The organism is Sphingomonas colocasiae, assembly GCF_019880585.1.
Lineage (GTDB): Bacteria > Pseudomonadota > Alphaproteobacteria > Sphingomonadales > Sphingomonadaceae > Sphingobium_A > Sphingobium_A colocasiae.
The window spans coordinates 313,676-331,303 of record NZ_JAINVV010000009.1 but is presented as its reverse complement, the minus strand read 5'-3'; the positions used below and the strand labels follow the sequence as shown (position 1 = coordinate 331,303).

General features: G+C 68.5%; 17 protein-coding genes and 1 tRNA gene. 5 read left to right on the top strand and 13 right to left on the bottom strand.

All coding sequences use genetic code 11. The annotated features are described in order from the left end of the window. Positions 1-78 precede the first annotated feature (78 nt). The 5 genes from K7G82_RS20215 to hemC all read right to left on the bottom strand — a co-directional run bounded on the left by K7G82_RS20215 (position 79) and on the right by hemC (position 6,268). On the bottom strand, positions 79-2,202 hold the full coding sequence (locus K7G82_RS20215) for a S9 family peptidase (RefSeq protein ID WP_222991729.1): 2,124 nt from the start codon (positions 2,200-2,202) through the stop codon (positions 79-81). 159 nt (positions 2,203-2,361) lie between these two features. Then, positions 2,362-3,657, bottom strand: coding sequence for a Xaa-Pro dipeptidase (locus K7G82_RS20210; protein WP_222991728.1), 1,296 nt, complete (start codon positions 3,655-3,657; stop codon positions 2,362-2,364). Between the two features lie 69 nt (positions 3,658-3,726). Continuing rightward, positions 3,727-4,635 carry an MICOS complex subunit MIC60 gene (locus tag K7G82_RS20205; protein WP_222991727.1) on the bottom strand — a complete coding sequence of 303 codons (909 nt, stop codon included), beginning with the start codon at positions 4,633-4,635 and terminating at the stop codon, positions 3,727-3,729. Positions 4,636-4,661: 26 nt separating this feature from the next. After that, positions 4,662-5,345, bottom strand: coding sequence for a uroporphyrinogen-III synthase (locus K7G82_RS20200; protein WP_222991726.1), 684 nt, complete (start codon positions 5,343-5,345; stop codon positions 4,662-4,664). Beyond that, on the bottom strand, positions 5,342-6,268 hold the full coding sequence (gene hemC / locus K7G82_RS20195) for a hydroxymethylbilane synthase (RefSeq protein WP_222991725.1): 927 nt from the start codon (positions 6,266-6,268) through the stop codon (positions 5,342-5,344). The genes K7G82_RS20200 and hemC overlap by 4 nt, the downstream gene beginning before the upstream one ends. Before the next feature lie 44 nt (positions 6,269-6,312). Here hemC and tsaD point away from each other — a divergent pair, with 44 nt between their 5' ends. Beyond that, entirely contained in the window at positions 6,313-7,347 is a 1,035-nt protein-coding gene (tsaD, locus tag K7G82_RS20190) for a tRNA (adenosine(37)-N6)-threonylcarbamoyltransferase complex transferase subunit TsaD (RefSeq protein WP_222991724.1), read from the top strand. 10 nt (positions 7,348-7,357) lie between these two features. Next, positions 7,358-8,338: an NAD(P)H-dependent glycerol-3-phosphate dehydrogenase gene (locus tag K7G82_RS20185; RefSeq protein ID WP_222991723.1), complete on the top strand. Its 981-nt coding sequence runs from the start codon at positions 7,358-7,360 to the stop codon at positions 8,336-8,338. Positions 8,339-8,344: 6 nt separating this feature from the next. On the opposite strand, the gene K7G82_RS20180 is transcribed toward K7G82_RS20185, so the two are convergent. Further along, positions 8,345-8,956 (bottom strand): ankyrin repeat domain-containing protein, encoded by a 612-nt coding sequence (locus K7G82_RS20180; RefSeq protein WP_222991722.1) that lies wholly within the window; start codon positions 8,954-8,956, stop codon positions 8,345-8,347. A 42-nt stretch (positions 8,957-8,998) separates the two neighbouring features. Here K7G82_RS20180 and K7G82_RS20175 point away from each other — a divergent pair, with 42 nt between their 5' ends. Genes K7G82_RS20175 through K7G82_RS20165 form a run of 3 tightly spaced genes read left to right on the top strand, consistent with a single transcriptional unit; the run spans position 8,999 to position 10,744 of the window. Further along, the gene (locus K7G82_RS20175; protein ID WP_222991721.1) at positions 8,999-9,619 is read left to right on the top strand and encodes an SCO family protein; all 621 of its coding nucleotides are present in this window, start codon (positions 8,999-9,001) and stop codon (positions 9,617-9,619) included. Beyond that, positions 9,607-10,050, top strand: a complete 444-nt coding sequence (locus tag K7G82_RS20170; protein WP_222991720.1) for a YcgN family cysteine cluster protein — start codon at positions 9,607-9,609, stop codon at positions 10,048-10,050. The genes K7G82_RS20175 and K7G82_RS20170 overlap by 13 nt, the downstream gene beginning before the upstream one ends. Continuing rightward, entirely contained in the window at positions 10,031-10,744 is a 714-nt protein-coding gene (locus K7G82_RS20165; RefSeq protein WP_246623716.1) for a M48 family metallopeptidase, read from the top strand. The genes K7G82_RS20170 and K7G82_RS20165 overlap by 20 nt, the downstream gene beginning before the upstream one ends. Before the next feature lie 123 nt (positions 10,745-10,867). On the opposite strand, the gene K7G82_RS20160 is transcribed toward K7G82_RS20165, so the two are convergent. From K7G82_RS20160 to K7G82_RS20130, 7 genes are all read right to left on the bottom strand, one after another. Further along, positions 10,868-12,958: a transglycosylase domain-containing protein gene (locus tag K7G82_RS20160; RefSeq protein ID WP_222991719.1), complete on the bottom strand. Its 2,091-nt coding sequence runs from the start codon at positions 12,956-12,958 to the stop codon at positions 10,868-10,870. A gap of 107 nt (positions 12,959-13,065) precedes the next feature. After that, complete coding sequence (gene msrB, locus K7G82_RS20155; protein WP_222991880.1) at positions 13,066-13,467, bottom strand: peptide-methionine (R)-S-oxide reductase MsrB; 402 nt, start codon at positions 13,465-13,467, stop codon at positions 13,066-13,068. Positions 13,468-13,472: 5 nt separating this feature from the next. After that, positions 13,473-14,597, bottom strand: coding sequence for an NAD(P)/FAD-dependent oxidoreductase (locus K7G82_RS20150; protein WP_222991718.1), 1,125 nt, complete (start codon positions 14,595-14,597; stop codon positions 13,473-13,475). Continuing rightward, a complete protein-coding gene (locus K7G82_RS20145) occupies positions 14,576-15,274 on the bottom strand; it encodes a methyltransferase domain-containing protein (protein ID WP_222991717.1) in 699 nt (232 codons plus the stop codon). Before K7G82_RS20145 ends, K7G82_RS20150 begins: the two co-directional genes overlap by 22 nt. Continuing rightward, positions 15,271-16,383, bottom strand: a complete 1,113-nt coding sequence (locus tag K7G82_RS20140; protein ID WP_222991716.1) for a type III polyketide synthase — start codon at positions 16,381-16,383, stop codon at positions 15,271-15,273. The genes K7G82_RS20145 and K7G82_RS20140 overlap by 4 nt, the downstream gene beginning before the upstream one ends. 163 nt (positions 16,384-16,546) lie before the next feature. Then, positions 16,547-16,633: transfer RNA gene (locus K7G82_RS20135), tRNA-Leu, on the bottom strand. A gap of 100 nt (positions 16,634-16,733) precedes the next feature. Next, positions 16,734-17,504: an MJ0042-type zinc finger domain-containing protein gene (locus tag K7G82_RS20130; protein ID WP_222991715.1), complete on the bottom strand. Its 771-nt coding sequence runs from the start codon at positions 17,502-17,504 to the stop codon at positions 16,734-16,736. Positions 17,505-17,628 lie beyond the last annotated feature (124 nt).

Genomic DNA, 17,628 nt, shown 5'->3' with positions numbered 1-17,628 from the left:
ACAGCCCCAATGGGATCAAGATTGTCCTGATCGGAAAATAAGTCAATCCGCGATTTGGCTACCCGTACCGCGCGTGCCTCAGGGCTTCAGCTTCGCTTCCAGGAAACGTACCGTCGCGCTGTCGGACTTGCGCCAGCTGTCATAGCGCTGGAAGTCGTGAAGCTCGTTCGGCAGCACCAGCTCCTCATAGGGGATGCTTTCGGCGTCGAGCCGGCGGGCGAGGTCGATCGTCTGGTCGAACGGCACGTTGCGGTCGTCGTCGCCATGGATCAGCAGCACCGGCGAGCGCCAGGTCTTCATCGCGGCGACCGGTGAGCTTTCGAACGCGATCTTCGCCATGTCCGGCCATTCGCCCTTTTCATAGCCCTGGGGCTCGGCGAAGCGCGTCGAGCGGCGGGACCAGTCATGGACGCCGTGCAGATCCACGCCGGCCTTGAACATGTCGCTGTTGCGCGCCAGGCCCAGCGCGGTCAGCAGCCCGCCATAGGATCCGCCCCACAGTCCGAGCCGCTCGCCATCGACTTCGGGCTGCGCCTGGAGGAAGCGACCCGCCGCGACGATATCCTGATATTCGGAGGAGCCGGCGAGCCCGCCGCGCGCTGCATTCTGGAACGCGCGGCCATAGCCGATGCCGAGCCGGTAATTGACCGCGAGCACGACGAATCCGCGCGAGGCCAGATACTGGTTCATCGCATAGGAATGCGAATAATAGCCCGAATAATTCCAGCCGAGCAGCATCTGCCGCGATGGGCCGCCATGGATATAGATCATCGCCGGCTTCTTCGCGGCGCCACCGCGTCCGGCGAACAGCTGGCCGTGGATCACCGTCCCGTCCGCCGCCTTGAAAGTGACGTGGCGCGGCACGACGAACTGCGCCGAAGGGAAATCGGGATTGCCGGCATCGAGTGCGCGGCCAAGGCCGCCATTGCCCGTACCCGAAAGATGAATGCGCGGCGGCGTCGCCGTTGTCGCCGCGATCATCGCGACGCCATTGGCCCCGGTGGATACCGGCGTCCATTCCAGGCCCGTGCCGGTGGTGATCGCGACGGGCGCGGCGCGGTCGACGGGAACGCGATAGACGTGGCGGCGCTCGTCGTCGTCCGCCGATGCGCCGGTATTGGCGCTGTAGAGCAGCGACTTGCCGTCACGGCTGAGCGCGACATGCTCGACCATGAAATTGCCCGGGGTCAGATGCGTCGCCTCTCCGCCCGATGCAGGCACCGAATAGAGATGGGCCCAGCCATGGAGTTCGGCACGGAAGGTCAGGCGATCGCCCGCCGCCCAATTCAGGAACAGCCCGTCTGGAACGCGGCCGGGATAGGATCCCTCCAGCGTCTTGGGGCTGCGCCACGCGGCCTGGCCCTCCCCGCTCACGGTATCGACAACCCAGAGCGACCAGGGCTGCGGCGTTTCGCGGAGGAAGGGGCGCGGCGCCCCGCCATTGCTGGTGCGCCGGCTGAAGGCGATGCGCTTGCCGTCGGGCGACCAGACCGGATTTTCATCCCATGCGGTGGATGGTGACATCCAGCGGATCGGCTTGTCCGGCCCCTCATAGATGCCGATGAAGCTGTGATCGCCGTCGCGGCGCGAGACGAAGGCCAGCCGCGCGCCGTCGGGCGACCATGTCAGGTCGGTCACGCGGCCGCGATCGAAGAACAGCTTCTCCGGCTTGCCCTTGCCCGTCGGATCGGCGGTCCAGGCCTGATCGTCCTTGATATAGGCGAGCTTGCCCGTCGCCGAGAGCGCGGGTGCGTCGCCTTCCGCGACCTTCACCGGCGCGCCGCCGGCGGTGGCGGCGGACCAGATCCACATATGCTGCTGTTCGGTCGACGAGGCCGGATTGGGCTGCAGGTTGCCGGCCGCGCGGTAATTGCCATGATGCTCGCCGCCGCGCGTCCATGCCAGACGGGTGCCGTCGCCGGAAAAAACGAGGCCGGTCAGTTGCTGGCCGTCATCCTCGGTGGCGCTGGTCACCTTGCGCGCCTTGAAGTCGGGGCCGGAGGCGAGCCAGACGTTGCGCACGCCCCTGGCGGTTTCGATCCACGCGATGCGGTCGGCATCGGCGGCGGCGGTCAGGTCGCTGGGAAAGCTGTAGCCGATAAAGGATTCGAGGCCTGGCGGGATATTCGCGGGCGGTTGCGACGACGCTTCCACCGCAAAGGCCGACATCAGCACCGCAAGCCCGATCATCGCACGTCGCATATCGCCCCCTCGTCGGAAACGGCCCGATTCAGCGTTCGGCGCCCTCAATCCCGATCAGGACAGTGTTTTCTGTGCAGGTGCATGTCAAGCGGTGGGCCCGCAGATTTCAATCCCTATCTTGTCATTCCCGCGCACGCGGGAATGACAGGGAGAAGATCGCTACCGGATCAACTTGCCCCCCTTCATCACATGATCGACCTTCTCGAGCGCGGTGATGTCGGCGATCGGATCGGAGCGAACCGCGATCATGTCCGCATAGCGGCCCGGCGCGACCACGCCGACGTCCTTCGTCCAGCGCAGGGCGTCCGCGGCGACGATGGTCGCGGCCTGGATCGCCTGCATCGGCGTCATGCCGTAGCGGACCATATATCTGAACTGCCGGGCATTCTGGCCGTGGGGATAGACGCCGGCATCGGTGCCGAAGGTGATCTTCGCGCCTGCACGTACCGCCTTGCGGAATCCTTCGCGCTGCGCGTCGGTGGTCTCGCGATTCTTGCGCAGATAGCCCTCGGGCCAGCCCTCCCTGGTGCCGACCTCCTCGATATAGTCGCCATTATAGATGTCCATGTCGAGAAAGACGCCCTTGGCCTTGGCCAGCGCGATCCCTTCGTCGTCGATCAGCGAGGCATGCTCGATCGCGCGCACGCCGGCATTGATCGCCGCCTTGATGCCCGCTGCGCCATGCGCGTGCGCGGTCACCCAGCCGCCGCGCGCCGCCGCAGCGTCGACCGCGGCGCGCATCTCCTCCGGGCTCAGTTCGAGCTGGCCGGGCTCGGTGCCTTCGGCCAGCACCGCGCCCGTCGCGATCAGCTTGATCGAATCGACGCCGCGCTGGAACAGGCTGTTCACTTTCAGCCGCACGTCGTTGGCGTCGGTGACGACGCCGGCGCGCATGTCCGCCGGCACCGTCACGTCGGGCGCGAAGCCAGTCACCTCGCCGCCGCCGCCGGGCACGGTGACATAGGCGCCGACCACGCTCATCCGCGGGCCGTCGATATCGCCGCGATTGATCGCGTTACGCAGTTCGACATCGCTGAAGGCCCGGAAACAGCCGACGTCATGGACGGCGGTGAAGCCCGCATTCAGCGTCGCACGGGCGTTGCGAAGGCCGACAAACGCCATTTCCTGGGGGCTGTGCATCAGCGGTTCGGCGATATTGTTGGTCTGGCCCCAGTCGGCGAGATGCGTATGCATGTCGATCAGCCCCGGCAGCACCGTAAAGGCCGACCAGTCGGTGACGGTCGCGCCCTCGGGCGGCGGTGCATAGGGGGTGACGGATACGATCCGGCCATCTTCGACGCGGATCAGCCGATCGGTCAGGACAACGCCCTTCTCCGTATCGATCAGCCGCCCGGCGCGGACATAGCTGGTATCGGCATGCGCCGGAATGGCCATGCTCAGGGCAAGCGCGGTCAGGCCCGCGCGCGTCGCGATGGTGAAGATGCTGTCGGCCATGGGAACCCTCCCTCGGCAAACATCCTGCGTCACTATTTTACAATCGTCAAACAAGAACGATTGGCAGGATCAACTCGCCCTTGGCGCCGGCTTCCGGTCGGGCGCCGGCGCCGCGACCGCAGGCGCATCGGTGGGCGGCAGTGCATCGTCGGGCCGGTCGAGGATCGCGGCGGTTTCGATGATGTCGAGCGCGCGGCGTGCCTCGATATAGCGGCGCGCATTCGCCATCCAGTTCGCGGCCTTGTCGCGGCCCGGCATGCGTGCCACCTCGGCCAGCGCGGCGTCGACCTGCCCGCCTTCCAGCCGGCGCTTGGCGCGCTGCAGGCGTTCGGCTGGGAGCGGCGACGGCGTGCCGGTGCGGCGGACGACGATCAGGCCGGACATTTCGCGCTTCAACCCATCCCACCAGCTCGGCGTCGATCCGGCGCTGGCGAGCTGCGGGCCGAGATCGTTGAGCGCGATCTGCAATTCCTCGAGCGTCACGGGCTGGCGCGCGGCGGCGATCACCATGGCGACGGCGCGCGGCTGCGCCTCGCCGAAGCGCGCGCGCAACTGCGCCTCGATATAGCCGAGCGCGACGCCGCGATCGAGCGCGCGGCGCGCCGCAAAGGCGACGAGCAGACCTTCGGCGCGTGACGCGTTGCCGGATGCGGCGCGCGCACTGATGCTGATCTGCGCCAGCCGCTGTTCCAGGTCGCGGACGCGCATGGTCAGGTCGTCAAGCGTCGCCGGGCTGGCGGGAAGCGGCTGGACCTGTTGGCCGAGAGCGGGCACCGGTGCCATCGGCCCGAGCGCTGTCCGTTCGTCCGCCACGGCGGATTCGCGGCCGAAATAGCCCATGCCGCCACCCCATTTCCGGATGGCGACGCCCATTGCGATCAGGCCGAGCAGGAAAGCGACAAGCGCGACGATCAACAGCGTCCGCAGCGGCCTTGCCGCGCGTGGCGCCGTCTCGATCGGCTCATATTCGCTCGCCATGCCCAACCAATCCTTCGATGCTCTGGCTATCTCTCGCACAAGCGCGCGGCGAGCGCCAGCAACGCCGCATCGTCGGGCGTCGCGGCCGCTTCGGTCCGGGCCCAGCCCGGTCCCGCCGCCGCGACCGCCGCCGCGCTGATCGCGGCGATGGGGATGGCGGCGCGCGCGCGGCCCAGCCCATCCACCAGAGTGGCGAAACGCTCGGCGGTGCGGGGCGAATGCAACAATGCGAGCGGCGCCTGTTCCAGTGCGTCGTCCAGCCCCTCCGGCCGATCGATCGTCGCGGATTCGTAAACCGTGGTGCGTTCGATCATCAGCCCCGGCGCCGCGGATTCGCGCCGATGCGCGCCGCAGAAATGGAGCACGCGCAGCACGCCGTCGCCTTCGAGCATGGCGGTCAGGCCGGCGGCGTCGCCCGGCCCCTCCCGGACATACGAGAAACCCGATTGGCGCGCCGCCTCCGCCGTGGCGGTGCCGACTGCATAGACGGGCAGGGCGCCATAGCGGGCCAGGCCGTTGCCGGCCGCGCGCACGGCATTGGCGCTGGTGAACATCACCGCATCGAAGCGCACCGGATCGGGCGGGAACCAGTGCAGCGGCTCGACCGCGAACAATGGCACCGCAATGGCATCGAGCCGGAGCGTGGCGGCGGCGCGCACCGTGCGGCTCGCGCCTGGTTCGGGCCGCAGGATCAGCAGCGGCCGGCTCATCCCGCGAACAATGCGCGTAGTGGCGGTGCAGCGCGATCGAGCAGGGTTTCGGCCAGCGCCGTCACCGGCGCATGATCGCCCGGCGCAATCCGGATCTCGCCGGATTCGCTCAGGCTCCCGTCCATCGCGATGATCTCGGCGCGCAGCCGGATGGCCTCGCCGTCGAATATGGCGAGCGCCGCGACCGGCGCGCGGCAATCCGCGCCCAGCCGTTCGAGCAGGGCGCGTTCGGCGCGGACGCAGTGGCTGGTCGGCGCATGATCGATCGCCGCGATCAGCGCATGGACATCGCCGCGTTCGGCCAGGCATTCGATGCCGACCGCGCCCTGCGATGGCGCCGGCAGCATCGTCTCGATCGGAATGGGCGTGCCGATATCGGGCCGCTCCAGCCGCTCCAGGCCGGCCGCCGCCAGCAGTGTCGCCTCTGCCTCGCCGCGCGCGAGCTTGCCGAGCCGGGTATCGACATTGCCGCGAAACAGCACGATCTCCAGGTCCGGTCGCGCGCGCAGCAATTGCGCGCCGCGCCGGGGAGAGCTGGTGCCGATGCGGGCGCCCTGGGGCAGCGCCGCGATGCTGTCCGCCCCGATCAGCCGGTCGCGGACATCGGCGCGCGGCAGCATCGCGGCGATCGCGATCGCCTCGGGCCGCACCGTCTCCACATCCTTCATCGAATGGACCGCGAAGTCGATGGACCGGTCGTCCAGCGCGCGATCGAGTTCCTTGGTCCACAGCGCCTTGCCGCCCAGTTCGGACAGCGCGCGATCCTGGACCAGGTCTCCGGTGGTCTTGACGGTGACGATCTCGATCGCGCCGTCGTCCCAGCCATGCGCGGCCATCAGCGCGGCGCGAACCATATTGGCCTGGACGAGCGCGAGCGGCGATCCACGGGTGCCGAGCTTGAAGGGCGAAGCGGGGGTAGGCATGGCGGCGCTTGTGCTAGCCGCGACGCCGACTAGATGGAAGAGTAATGACGATCATTCTCGGTATCGAATCGAGCTGCGACGAAACGGCGGCGGCGCTGGTCACAGGTGACCGGCGGATCCTGTCGCACAAGCTGGCCGGGCAGGAAGCCGCGCATCGCCCGTTCGGCGGCGTGGTGCCGGAGATCGCCGCGCGCGCGCATGTCGAGGCGCTGGAGCCGCTGGTCGCCGCGGCGCTCGACGAGGCCGGGCTCAGCCTGGCCGATATCGACGCGGTCGCCGCCACCGCCGGGCCGGGGCTGATCGGCGGGGTGATGGTCGGGCTGGTCACCGCGAAGGCGCTTGCCATGGCGGCGGACAAGCCGCTGGTCGCGGTCAATCATCTGGAAGGGCATGCGCTGTCCCCGCGCCTCGCCGATCCGGACCTTCAATTCCCCTATCTGCTGCTGCTCGTCTCGGGCGGCCATTGCCAGCTTCTGCTTGTCGAGGGTGTCGGCCGCTATCGCCGCTTCGCTACCACCATCGACGATGCGGCGGGCGAAGCGTTCGACAAGACCGCGAAGCTGCTCGGCCTGGGCTTTCCCGGCGGGCCGGCGGTCGAGCGCGCCGCGGCATCGGGCGATCCCAGGGCCGTGCCGCTGCCCCGGCCGCTCGTCGGCAGCGCGGAACCGCATTTCTCGTTCGCCGGCCTCAAAAGCGCGGTGCTCCGCGCGCGCGACGCCGGCACGCACGCGGAGGAGGATATCGCGGCGAGCTTTCAGCAGGCGGTGGTCGATTGCCTCGTCGATCGCACGCGGCGCGCCATCGCCCGCGCGCCCGATGCGACCGCTTTGGTCGTCGCCGGCGGCGTCGCCGCCAATCGCGCGATCCGCGAGGCGCTTCAGACGCTCGCGACCGCCAATGGCCTGCCTTTCTCCGCACCGCCGCTCTGGTTGTGCACCGACAATGCGGCGATGATCGCCTGGGCGGGCGCGGAACGATTCGCCATGGGGCTGACCGATCCGCTCGACATCGCCGCGCGGCCACGCTGGCCGCTCGATCCCGATGCGGAAAAGGTGCGCGGCGCGGGCGTGAAGGCATGAGGGGGACGGCATGAAGATCGGGGTTATCGGTGGCGGCGCCTGGGGCACCGCGCTGGCGCAGGTCGCGGCGGCGGGCGGGGATCCGGTGCTGCTCTGGGCGCTCGAACCCGATGTCGTCGAAGCGGTGAACACCGCGCGCGAGAATCCCGTCTATCTCGCGGGCGTGCCGCTGTCGCCGGCGATCCGGGCGACGACGCGCCTCGCCGATCTGCAAGGGTGCGAGGCGCTGCTGGTGGTGACGCCGGCACAGCATGTCCGCAAGATCCTGAGCGGAATCGACGCGTCCGGGGTGCCGCTGGTGCTGTGCGCCAAGGGGATCGAGGCGGGCAGCCGCAAGCTCGTTTCCGAAGTGGCGGAGGAGGTGCAGCCCGATGCCGCGATCGCGGTGATTTCAGGCCCCACATTCGCGCATGAAGTGGCGAAGGGGCTGCCCACCGCGGTGACGCTCGCCTGCGCCGACGAAGCACTGGGCGCGTCGCTCGCCTCCCGGCTCGCCCGCCCCAATTTCAGGCCCTATGCCTCGACCGACGTCATCGGTTCGGAGATCGGCGGCGCGGTGAAGAACGTCCTCGCCATCGCCTGCGGCGTGGTCGAGGGGCGCGGCCTTGGCCTCAATGCGCGTTCGGCGCTGATCGCGCGCGGTTTCGCGGAGATGACGCGCTTCGGCCTCGCCAAGGGCGCCCGGGTCGAAACATTGTCGGGCCTGTCCGGGCTGGGCGATCTGGTGCTCACCTGCTCCTCCACCCAGTCGCGCAATTTTTCACTCGGCAAGGGGTTGGGCGAAGGGCGTGGCGCCGCCGAACTGATGGCCGATCGCCGCACGATCGCGGAAGGGGCGTTCACCGCGCCGGTGTTGCAGGAAGCGGCGCGCGCGACCGGCGTGGATATGCCGGTGGTCGATGCGGTGTGCGCTCTGCTCGACGGCAGCGCATCGGCCGATACGATCGTGTCGGCGCTGCTGGCGCGTCCGCTCAGGCCCGAGGGGCGCTGAACCGGCTTATTTCGGGCCGACCGTAGCCGCCTTCGGCTTTTTCGCCTCTTCGATCGCACGAAGCACCGCGCTGCCGCGCGCGTCGCGCTTGGCATATTCGCGCGCGGACATGCCGGCGAGCGTGTCGGCCTTGTCGGCATTGGCGCCGGCGTCGAGCAGCAGGCGGACCATGCGGATGTCACGCAACTGCACCGCCCGGATCAGCGGGGTCTCGCCCTGATTATTGGCTTCGTCGACGCGCGCGCGGCGCTGGATCAGCGCGGCGGCCCCCTCGGCGAAGCCGAGCTGCGCCGCGATCATCAGCGGGGTATTGCCCTGCTTGTCCTTCACATCGACGCGCGGGTTGCGCGCGAGCATGAAGCCCAGCCAGCTCAGGTCACGGCGCGCCACGACGATATGGAGCGCGGCCTGGCCCGTGGAAAGATCGCGGCTGTCGATCACGGTGTTGCCGGGTTCGTTGAGCATCTCGGTCGCCTTGGCGCCATCGGCGTCGCGAACCGCCTTCAGGAACTGATAGGCCGGCGACTGGAACTGCGCCGTGGCCACGCCCGGCAGCAGCATCGCCGCCGCCATCGCGGCCAGTCCGGCGCGTGCCGTCCGCTTGATGAAATCGCTCATTCGACCTTCCCTGACGTCTTGCGCTTGACGCCTTAGCAAAGCATGGCTGGCACCGCCATGAACGAAATCGCGCGCTTCGCCCTCACCCTGCTGCCCGTTGCGGCCTTTCTCTCGCTGACCGGTTGCGATCGCCAGGCGTCGGGCGCTGCCGAGCCGCCACTGGCCGGCGCCGCGATCGGCGCCAGCTTCGCGCTGACCGATCAGGACGGCAAGGTGGTGAAAGACAGCGATTTGAAGGGCAGATACCGGCTGATCTATTTCGGCTACACCTTCTGCCCCGATGTTTGCCCGGTGAGTACGCAGCGGTTGATGCAGGGCTATCGCCTGCTCGAAAAGGCGGATCCCGCGGCGGCCGGGAAGATCCAGCCGATCTTCATCTCGGTCGATCCCGAGCGCGACACGCCCGCCGTGCTCAAGCAGTTCGTGGGCAATTTCCATCCGAAGCTGATCGGCCTGACCGGGACGCCCGATCAGATCGCCGCGGTCGCCAAGGGTTATGGCGTCTATTACCGCAAGGCGGGCGAACCGGGCGCCAAGGATTATCTGATGGATCATTCGGACGTTTCGTACCTGATGGGGCCGGATGGCGCGCCCATCGCGCTGGTGCCGCAGAACGGAACGCCGGAGGCGATCGAGGCCGTGCTTGCGCAATGGGTGAAATAGTCGACCGTTTCTGGGAGACCACGCCGCTCGCGTCGATGAGCCGCGATCAGTGGGAAAGCCTGTGCGACGGATGCGGCAAATGCTGCATCCACAAGCTGGAGGACGAGGAGACCGGCGAGCTTCACCCGACCAATGTCGCGTGCAAGCTGCTCGATCGGCGCAGCGGACGCTGCACCGATTATCGCCATCGCCGCATCCATGTGCCCGAATGCGTGCGGCTGACACCACGGTTGTTGCGCGAGATCGACTGGTTACCGGAAACCTGCGCCTATCGCCTGATCGACGAAGGCAAGCCGCTGGCCGACTGGCATCCGCTGGTGAGCGGCGATCCCGAATCGGTCCACACCGCCGGCATTTCGGTGCGCGGCTGGACGGTATCGGAAACCGAGGCGGGCGATCTGGAGCTTCACATTGTCGACCGCACTCTCTGAAGCGGTGTTCGGCCCGCCCGGGCGTGAACGGGCGCTGATCGTCCGCCGCAGCCGTCAGGCGCGGCGGATGCGGCTGAGCGTCGATCCGCGCAACGGCGCCGTCACCCTGTCGCTGCCCTGGCGCGCGAGCTTGAAGCCCGCGCTCAACTGGGCGGACGCGCAATGGCCCTGGGTGGAACAGGCGCTGGCGAAACTGCCCCGGCCCAGCCCGATCGTGCCGGGCGGCGTCTTTCCGTTCGAGGGCGAGGATCTGCTGGTCGACTGGTCGGTCGATCGCCCCCGCACGGTGCGTCACGAACCCGGCCGTCTGGTGTTCGGCGGCCCGCGTGACGCCGTGACGTCACGTGTCGTCGCCTGGGCGAAGCGGCGCGCGCGCGAGACGCTGGAACGCGAGACGCTGGAGATTGCGGCGGTCGCGGGCGTCGGCATCGGGCGCATCGGGGTCGGCGATCCGCGCGCGCGCTGGGGAAGCTGCGCCGTCAATGGCGATATCCGTTATAGCTGGCGGCTGATCATGGCGCCGGTGTTCGTGCGCCGGTCGACCGTGGCGCACGAGGTCGCGCATCGCATCCATATGGATCACAGCCCGGCCTTCCACGCGCTCGCCGCGAAACTCTATGGCGGCGACCCGAATGAAGCGCGCGCGTGGCTGCGCGCGCATGGCAGCGCGCTGCACTGGGTCGGGCGGGAATAGAGCATCGTGCGGAAAAGTGGGAGCCGGTTTTCCGTAAAAACGATGCGATCACAAATATCTAGAGCGGACTTCGCGATTCAGGTTTTGCGCAGTCCACTCTAGAAGCGCGGGGCCGCGCGCTCTTCAGGACGAACGACGGTTGGCGGGCACCGGGGCCGGCGTGCGCGCATCCTCGGGGCGGCGCGGCCGCTGGGGCTGCGGACGGCCCAGGACATTGTCGAGCCATTGCTGGTCGAGCGTCGGCGGCGCCTCCACGTCACGGCCTTCCGTGCCCGGATCGGCCGGCGGCGCGGTTTCGGGCGCGTAGACCGGGTTGCCATTGTCGTCGACATACATGGTCGTGCCGTTGTCGGGCTCGCCATAATAGGCGTCTTCGTCGGGCTCGAGCTGTTCCTCGGGCAGGGTGACGTCGGTTTCGAACTTCTCGATCGGCCGATTCGCCACCGCCTTCGACATGAAGGCGGCGAAGGCGCGTGCCGGGGCGGTGCCGCCCTGCAGCCCGCCGACGCGCTTGGCGTCGTCGCGGCCCATCCACACACCGGTGGTCAGCCCGCTCGAAAAGCCCATGAACCAGCCGTCCTTGTTCGAGCTGGTCGTGCCGGTCTTGCCCGCGACCGGACGACCGATCTGCGCGGCGCGGCCGGTGCCGGCGCTGACCGCGGTCTGCAGCAGGTCGGTCATCTGCGCCGCGACCCAGGGCGCCACCAGCACGCGCGATTCGTCGCTGCGATGCTGGTACAGGATCTCGCCATTCTCGGTCGTCACCTTGGTGATGCCATAGGGCGTGACCGCGATGCCGCCATGCGCGACCGCCGCATAGGCGCGCGTCATGTCGAGCAGCCGGACGTCGGCGGTGCCCAGCACCATCGAGGGATGGGTGTTGAGCGGGGTGGTGATGCCGAAACGGCGCGCCATGTCCGCCACCGTCGAGAAGCCCACTTCCTGCCCGATCTTCGCCGCGACGGTGTTGATCGAATAGGTGAAGGCCGTGCGCAGAGAGATCTCGCCCGAATTGCGGCCCGAGCTGTTGCGCGGGCTCCAGCCGTTGATCGAGATCGGTTCGTCGGTGACCATCGTCTCGGGCGTGTAGCCGTTCTCCAGCGCCGCCAGATAGACGAACAGCTTGAATGCCGATCCGGGCTGGCGCGTCGCCTGTGTCGCGCGGTTGTAGATCGACGAGACATAGTCCTTGCCGCCGACCATCGCGCGCACCGCGCCGTCGCGATCGAGCGAGACCAGCGCGCCCTGCGCGCCGGCGGGCGCGTTGGCGACGATCGCGGCGGTGGCGGCGCGCTGCATCCCCGGATCGATCGTCGTCCATACGTCGATCGGCCGTTCGGTCTCGTCGATCAGCATTTCAAGCTGGGGCAGCGCCCAGTCGGTGAAATAGCGGACACTGTCCTGTTGCGGCTCGCGCGCCAGCTTGATCGCCTTGGTATCGACCGCGGCGGCCTGCGCGGCGGTGATCGTGCCGGCATCCTGCATCACCTCGAGCACGACGGTGGCGCGGTCGATCGCGGCCTGCGCGTCGGCGGTGGGCGAATAGCGCGACGGCGCCTTCACCAGCCCCGCGATCACGGCGGCCTCGCCCAGCGACAGCCGCTTGGCGTCATGGCCGAAGAAGCGGCGGCTGGCGGCGTCGATGCCATAGGCGCCGCCGCCGAAATAGACCTTGTTGAGATAGAGCTCGAGAATCTGATCCTTGCTGAACTTGCGCTCCATCGCGAGCGCAAGGATCATCTCGCGGGCCTTGCGGCCGAAGGTGCGCGCATTGGTCAGGAAGATGTTGCGCGCGAGCTGTTGCGTGATCGTCGATCCGCCCTGCACCCAGCGGCCGCGCTGGACGCGGACATAGGCCGATCGCGCCAGGCCGATCGGATCGACGCCGGGATGCGCGCGGAAGCGCCGGTCCTCCACCGAGACCATCGCGTCGACCATGGTCCTGGGGATCTCGTCATAGCGCAGCCATTCGCCATAGCTGGGGCCGAGCGACGCGATGATCGATCCGTCGGCGGCGCGCACCTGGATCATCTGGCCGTTGGGATCGCGCTGCAATTCGCCGAAGCTCGGGATGCTCGACATGGCGATGCCCACGGCGACCGCCAGCGCGATCAATCCTGCGAGCCCGGCCAGCAGCAGGATCTTGAAAATCCTGATGACCGTGCTGCGCCAGGTGCGCGGCGTCTTGCGGGGGGATTTGCGGGATGCGGCCATCGATCGTCAGCGATTTACGCGGAGTTGGGCGCGGTGCCAAGCGACTGCATCGTTCCTGCACCGAAAAAGCGTGCGGGCGCTACATGCGAGCCGCGTCGCGGCCCGGTTCAGCGCTTTTCGCGCCCTTCGAAACTGAGCGCGGCGCTGTTCATGCAGTAACGCAGCCCGTTCTCGGCCGGCCCGTCGGGAAAGACATGGCCCAGATGGCCGTCGCACTTGGCGCAGCGCACCTCGACGCGGCGCATGCCATGGCTGGTATCGGCATGTTCGACGACCGCGTCGGTGCTTGCCGGCGCGATGAAGCTCGGCCAGCCCGATCCCGAATCATATTTCTCGTCGGAACGGAACAGTTCGGCGCCGCAGCCCGCGCAGCGATAGGTGCCTGGCGCCTTGTTGTCGTTGTAGATGCCGGTAAAGGCCCGCTCGGTCCCCGCTTCGCGGAGCACATGATATTGCTCGGGCGTCAGGCGCTTGCGCCATTCGCTCTCGGGAAGATCCAGCTTTTCCATGCCCATCATCTGGTGCCGTCCGCGCGCGCGGTCAAGGGCGCGGCGGCGATCCGCGTCGCGTACGCAAGCAAGGCGGCCAGACCCGGCATGACGGCGATCGCGATGGGGCCGGCCGGGCGGCCGATACGCGTATCGGCGGCGGCGGCAACCAGCCCGGCGATGCGGACCGGACGCGCGGTCCGTGTCGCCAGGATTCTTTGGAAATCCGCGCTGTTCGCGGCGCCTTCGCGCAGCCAGTGCGCCGCCGCCATCATGCCGCTGGTCAGCGCGATGCCGACGCCTTCGCCGGCGAGCGAGGGGATGACGGCGGCCTGGTCGCCCAGCCGGAAGATGCCCGGCTCGGTGTCGCGCGCGCGCCAGCCATAGGGCACCGATCCGATCGCATCGAACGCGGCGGTTCCGCCAGCATGGGCCAGCCGCTCCGCCAGCGCGGGCGATTCGGCGGCAAGCATGACCATCAGCCGTTCCGGATCGCCGCCGGCCTCGGCCAGACGAGACTTGCGCACCGCCATGCAGAGATTGGCGGAGCCATCCTCCTGCAACAGCAGGCCGGCATAGCCGCCACGGAACAGATGAAGCTCGATCGCATCGCCCACCAACCGGCTGAGCTGCGGCGCGGGCGCGATCCGGCGGCGAAGACCGAGCGCAGGGTCTCCTTGCGGCCTGGGCCGCGCGAGACCGCGGCAATCATGCTTGCCGGTGGCGAGGAACAGCGCCTCGCATGCGATCGTCGCGCCGTCCGCGAGTTCGACCGATCCGGGTGCGGCCGATCGGATGGCAACGCCGCGTTCGATCGCGCCGCCCATCGCTTCGGCGCGCGCCAGCAGCATGCCGTCCAGCCGTCGGCGCGATACCCCGATCGCCTCGCCCGGCAGCCGCGCTTCGCCTGTTCGTCCATTCGCGAAGACGCGGACGCGCGCGATCGCATGGCCGCTAAGTGTCGTGCGATCGATGCCCAGCCGATCGAGCGTGTCGCGCGTGCGCCAGCTCAGGAAGCCGCCGCACAATGCGTCGCCGGTCTCGCGATGGCGCTCGATCACCAATGCCGCATGGCCGGCACGTGCCAGCATGATCGCGGTCGCGGCGCCTGCCGGGCCGCCGCCCGCGATCAGCGCAGCCGTTCGACGCATAGCCGGAAGGGGAAGGTGCGGCGGATCCGCGCCGCGCCATCGTCGATCCCGGCTTCGGCCAGGATCGGCGGCCATTCGCCGGGGCGATAGGACCGGGCGATCGAAAGCGTGCCGTCGTGGCGGACGATCGGATGCCAGCGCATGAGCCGGGCCAGCAGCGGAAAGCCGGAATAGGCGAAGCGATGGCGATGCAGGTCGTTGACGAACCAGCCGATCCGCGCCTCGCTCTCCATGAAGCGCAGAAAGGCGACGAGTTGGCCGTGCGTCATGTGATGCGCGACAAGGCTGGAGATCACCAGGTCGAACCCCTCGCCGGCGAATGCGGCATAGTCGCCCGTTCGCCAGTCGATGGTCAGGCCCGGCGGCGTATGCGCGCGCGCGGCGGGCGCGCTGCTCGGATTGAGGTCTACGCCGACCAGATCGGCGGCGATGCCGCGCCGCGCCGCCCAATGCGCGATCGCGCGCAGCATGTCGCCATCGCCGAAACCGACGTCGAGCAGCCGGAAGCGATGTCGTCCGGCCAGGGTGCGCGCCAGGAATCGCAGGGTCGGCCGGCGCGCCATCGTCACGCGATTGACCCGTGCCAGATCGTGCATCACCGCTTCATAGGTTTCAGGGGCAAGCGCCGGATCGTCCATCCGCTCCTCTTCCAGGGCGCGGACGGACAGGTCTCTCATGCCACGGGTCCGAAGGCGAAGCCCTCGGCGGCGAGCCCGGGGCCGAACGCCAGCGCGACCCCGGGGCCGGAGACGCCGCGCCGCAGGATGCGGGCAAGCACGAACATCAGCGTCGACGACGACATGTTGCCATAGGCGTGGAGCACGTCGCGCGAATCCGATAGCGCCATATCGTCGAGCGACAGCCCGTGCGCGACGGCATCGAGGATCGATCGGCCGCCGGCATGGACCGCCCAATGCGCGATCTCCTCCGGTCTGTCGCCGCCGGCCAGGCGCGTGCGCGTCGTTTCGTCGGTCAGCGCGGCCGCGATCCGTCCGGGGACCTCGCCCGACAGCGTCATCGCGAAGCCCTGGTCGCCGATCGTCCAGGTGATCAGCGATTCGGCCTCGGCCAGCGTCGTCGAGAAGCCCGGCCCCAATGTCAGCCCGCGTGGATCGGCGCTGACGATCGCCGCCGCCGCGCCGTCACCGAACAACAGGCCCGCGAGCAGCGGCTCGATCTCGTCCATCGGCCGCAGATGGAGCGAGCAAAGCTCGACGGTGACGACAAGGATCCGGGCACCGGGTTCGGAACGGACGATGTGCCGCGCCGCGCGCAGCGCGGTGACCGCGGCATAGCAGCCCATGAATCCGATCAGCAGTCGTTCGACGTTCGGGGACAGGCCCAGCCGCGCCGCCAGCATCTGGTCGACGCCCGGCGCTGTGAAGCCCGTGCAACTCGCCACCACCAGATGCGTGATCGTATCGGCGACGAATGCATTGCCCAGCGCCGCGACCGCCTGTTCGGCCAGCGCGGGCGCAGCTTCGGCATAGAGCGCCATCCGCGCCGATGTGGGCGGCAGCGGATCGGTTGCGTAGAAGCCGCCGGGTTCGATCGGCGAGCCGCCATCGGTCGCACGCGGCAGCACCGACCAGCGATGTGCGATGCCGGCGCGCCCGGCCATGCGCCCGAACAGCGCGCGTTCGCGCGTCGGCAATCGCGCTTCAGCCCAGCCGATAAAGGCCTGGTGGATATCGTGATCGGGAACGGCGGTGCCGATGGCGTTGAGATAAGCGGACACGCAGGCAGCCTTCTTCCTGGAGACTGCGCTCTTTCCCCGCGGGCGCATCTAACGGGTTTTATAGAATGGTTCCAGGGCAGATGGAACCAGGTGCCGGCTCGGGAGCCATGGCGATCAAAGGGACTCCGGAGCTGATCCGGTTCAGCCTGGGCACAACGCGCCAAGGGCCGAAAGCGTTTCGGCCCTGCCGACTATCAGGGATTTCAGGGTATGGTGCGGTCGAGAAGACTCGAACTTCCACGGGCTTTCGCCCACAACGACCTCAACGTTGCGCGTCTACCAATTCCGCCACGACCGCACAGTCCTGCCCGCCGGATGAACCCCGAAGGGGGCGGCCGGCGCTGGTAAGGCGCGGCCTCTAGCAAAGCCGATCGTGCTTGGGAAGAGGCTGCGAAGCTTTATTTCGCACCGCTTCCCGCGAAGCTCACCGTCAGCTTCTGCGCGCTCTTGGGCACATCCATTTCGGCGCTGTCGAACTCCGCCGTGCCCTTGGGCGGCAGGCGCCGGACGGGGGGGACGATCCGCCAGCCATAGACGACCCGTCCGGATGCGTCGCGCAGTTCCGCAAGGATATCGGGCACCATCTGCGGCGCGTCGGTCGGGTTCACGATGCGGCCCGAAACCGTGAACAGCTCATTGCCGCTCGGCTGCGTGCGCCGCTCGGGCTTGGTGGGGAATTCCAGCAGCAGCGGCACGTCCGCCTCGGCGGTGCCGAAGCCGAGCCAGGCGGCGATGCCGGGCGTACCGAAATACTGGATCGCGCCGATCCCGCCGATCATCAGCACCGCAGCGGCGGCGGCGGCGAAAGTCCATCGGCGCAGCGGGTTGCGGCGCGGACGGAAGGGCGGTTGATGCGCGAAGGCGTCATAATCCACCGCCTCCGCCTCGGTCGCGGCGGGAATCGAGTCTGCCGCGGTGGGCGCGGTCCGCTCGATCTCAGGCAGTGGCGGCGCCTGTGGCGCCGTGGCCGCCGGAACGGCTTCCGGTGCCTCCGATGCAGCGTCCGCAGCAAGCGCTGCCGGCGAAACCGGGCTTTCAAGGTCGAGCGGGGCGGGCTGCTGGAACCAGCTATGCTTGCACGATGCGCAACGCACCGTTCGGCCGACCGGTCCGATCGCGCTGTCCGGGACCAGATATCTCGTCCTGCATTCAGGGCATGTCAGGATCATGCGATGTGGCTGTGTCCGTCTAGATCTTGATAAGGCACGCAATAAGGCGGCCAGTGTAAACACGCTGCGCGACGATGTTGCAAGCATCTTGGGCCGGTTGGGCGCCAACATCTCCTTTACGCGG

What these genes read in the sequence shown, in the direction of transcription:
- K7G82_RS20215 (WP_222991729.1), bottom strand. Translation starts at nt 2,202, where the DNA reads ATGCGACGTGCGATGATCGGGCTTGCGGTGCTGATGTCGGCCTTTGCG.
- K7G82_RS20210 (WP_222991728.1), bottom strand. Translation starts at nt 3,657, where the DNA reads ATGGCCGACAGCATCTTCACCATCGCGACGCGCGCGGGCCTGACCGCG.
- K7G82_RS20205 (WP_222991727.1), bottom strand. Translation starts at nt 4,635, where the DNA reads ATGGCGAGCGAATATGAGCCGATCGAGACGGCGCCACGCGCGGCAAGG.
- K7G82_RS20200 (WP_222991726.1), bottom strand. Translation starts at nt 5,345, where the DNA reads ATGAGCCGGCCGCTGCTGATCCTGCGGCCCGAACCAGGCGCGAGCCGC.
- hemC (WP_222991725.1), bottom strand. Translation starts at nt 6,268, where the DNA reads ATGCCTACCCCCGCTTCGCCCTTCAAGCTCGGCACCCGTGGATCGCCG.
- tsaD (WP_222991724.1), top strand. Translation starts at nt 6,313, where the DNA reads ATGACGATCATTCTCGGTATCGAATCGAGCTGCGACGAAACGGCGGCG.
- K7G82_RS20185 (WP_222991723.1), top strand. Translation starts at nt 7,358, where the DNA reads ATGAAGATCGGGGTTATCGGTGGCGGCGCCTGGGGCACCGCGCTGGCG.
- K7G82_RS20180 (WP_222991722.1), bottom strand. Translation starts at nt 8,956, where the DNA reads ATGAGCGATTTCATCAAGCGGACGGCACGCGCCGGACTGGCCGCGATG.
- K7G82_RS20175 (WP_222991721.1), top strand. Translation starts at nt 8,999, where the DNA reads ATGGCTGGCACCGCCATGAACGAAATCGCGCGCTTCGCCCTCACCCTG.
- K7G82_RS20170 (WP_222991720.1), top strand. Translation starts at nt 9,607, where the DNA reads ATGGGTGAAATAGTCGACCGTTTCTGGGAGACCACGCCGCTCGCGTCG.
- K7G82_RS20160 (WP_222991719.1), bottom strand. Translation starts at nt 12,958, where the DNA reads ATGGCCGCATCCCGCAAATCCCCCCGCAAGACGCCGCGCACCTGGCGC.
- msrB (WP_222991880.1), bottom strand. Translation starts at nt 13,467, where the DNA reads ATGGAAAAGCTGGATCTTCCCGAGAGCGAATGGCGCAAGCGCCTGACG.
- K7G82_RS20150 (WP_222991718.1), bottom strand. Translation starts at nt 14,597, where the DNA reads ATGCGTCGAACGGCTGCGCTGATCGCGGGCGGCGGCCCGGCAGGCGCC.
- K7G82_RS20145 (WP_222991717.1), bottom strand. Translation starts at nt 15,274, where the DNA reads ATGAGAGACCTGTCCGTCCGCGCCCTGGAAGAGGAGCGGATGGACGAT.
- K7G82_RS20140 (WP_222991716.1), bottom strand. Translation starts at nt 16,383, where the DNA reads ATGCGCCCGCGGGGAAAGAGCGCAGTCTCCAGGAAGAAGGCTGCCTGC.
- K7G82_RS20130 (WP_222991715.1), bottom strand. Translation starts at nt 17,504, where the DNA reads ATGATCCTGACATGCCCTGAATGCAGGACGAGATATCTGGTCCCGGAC.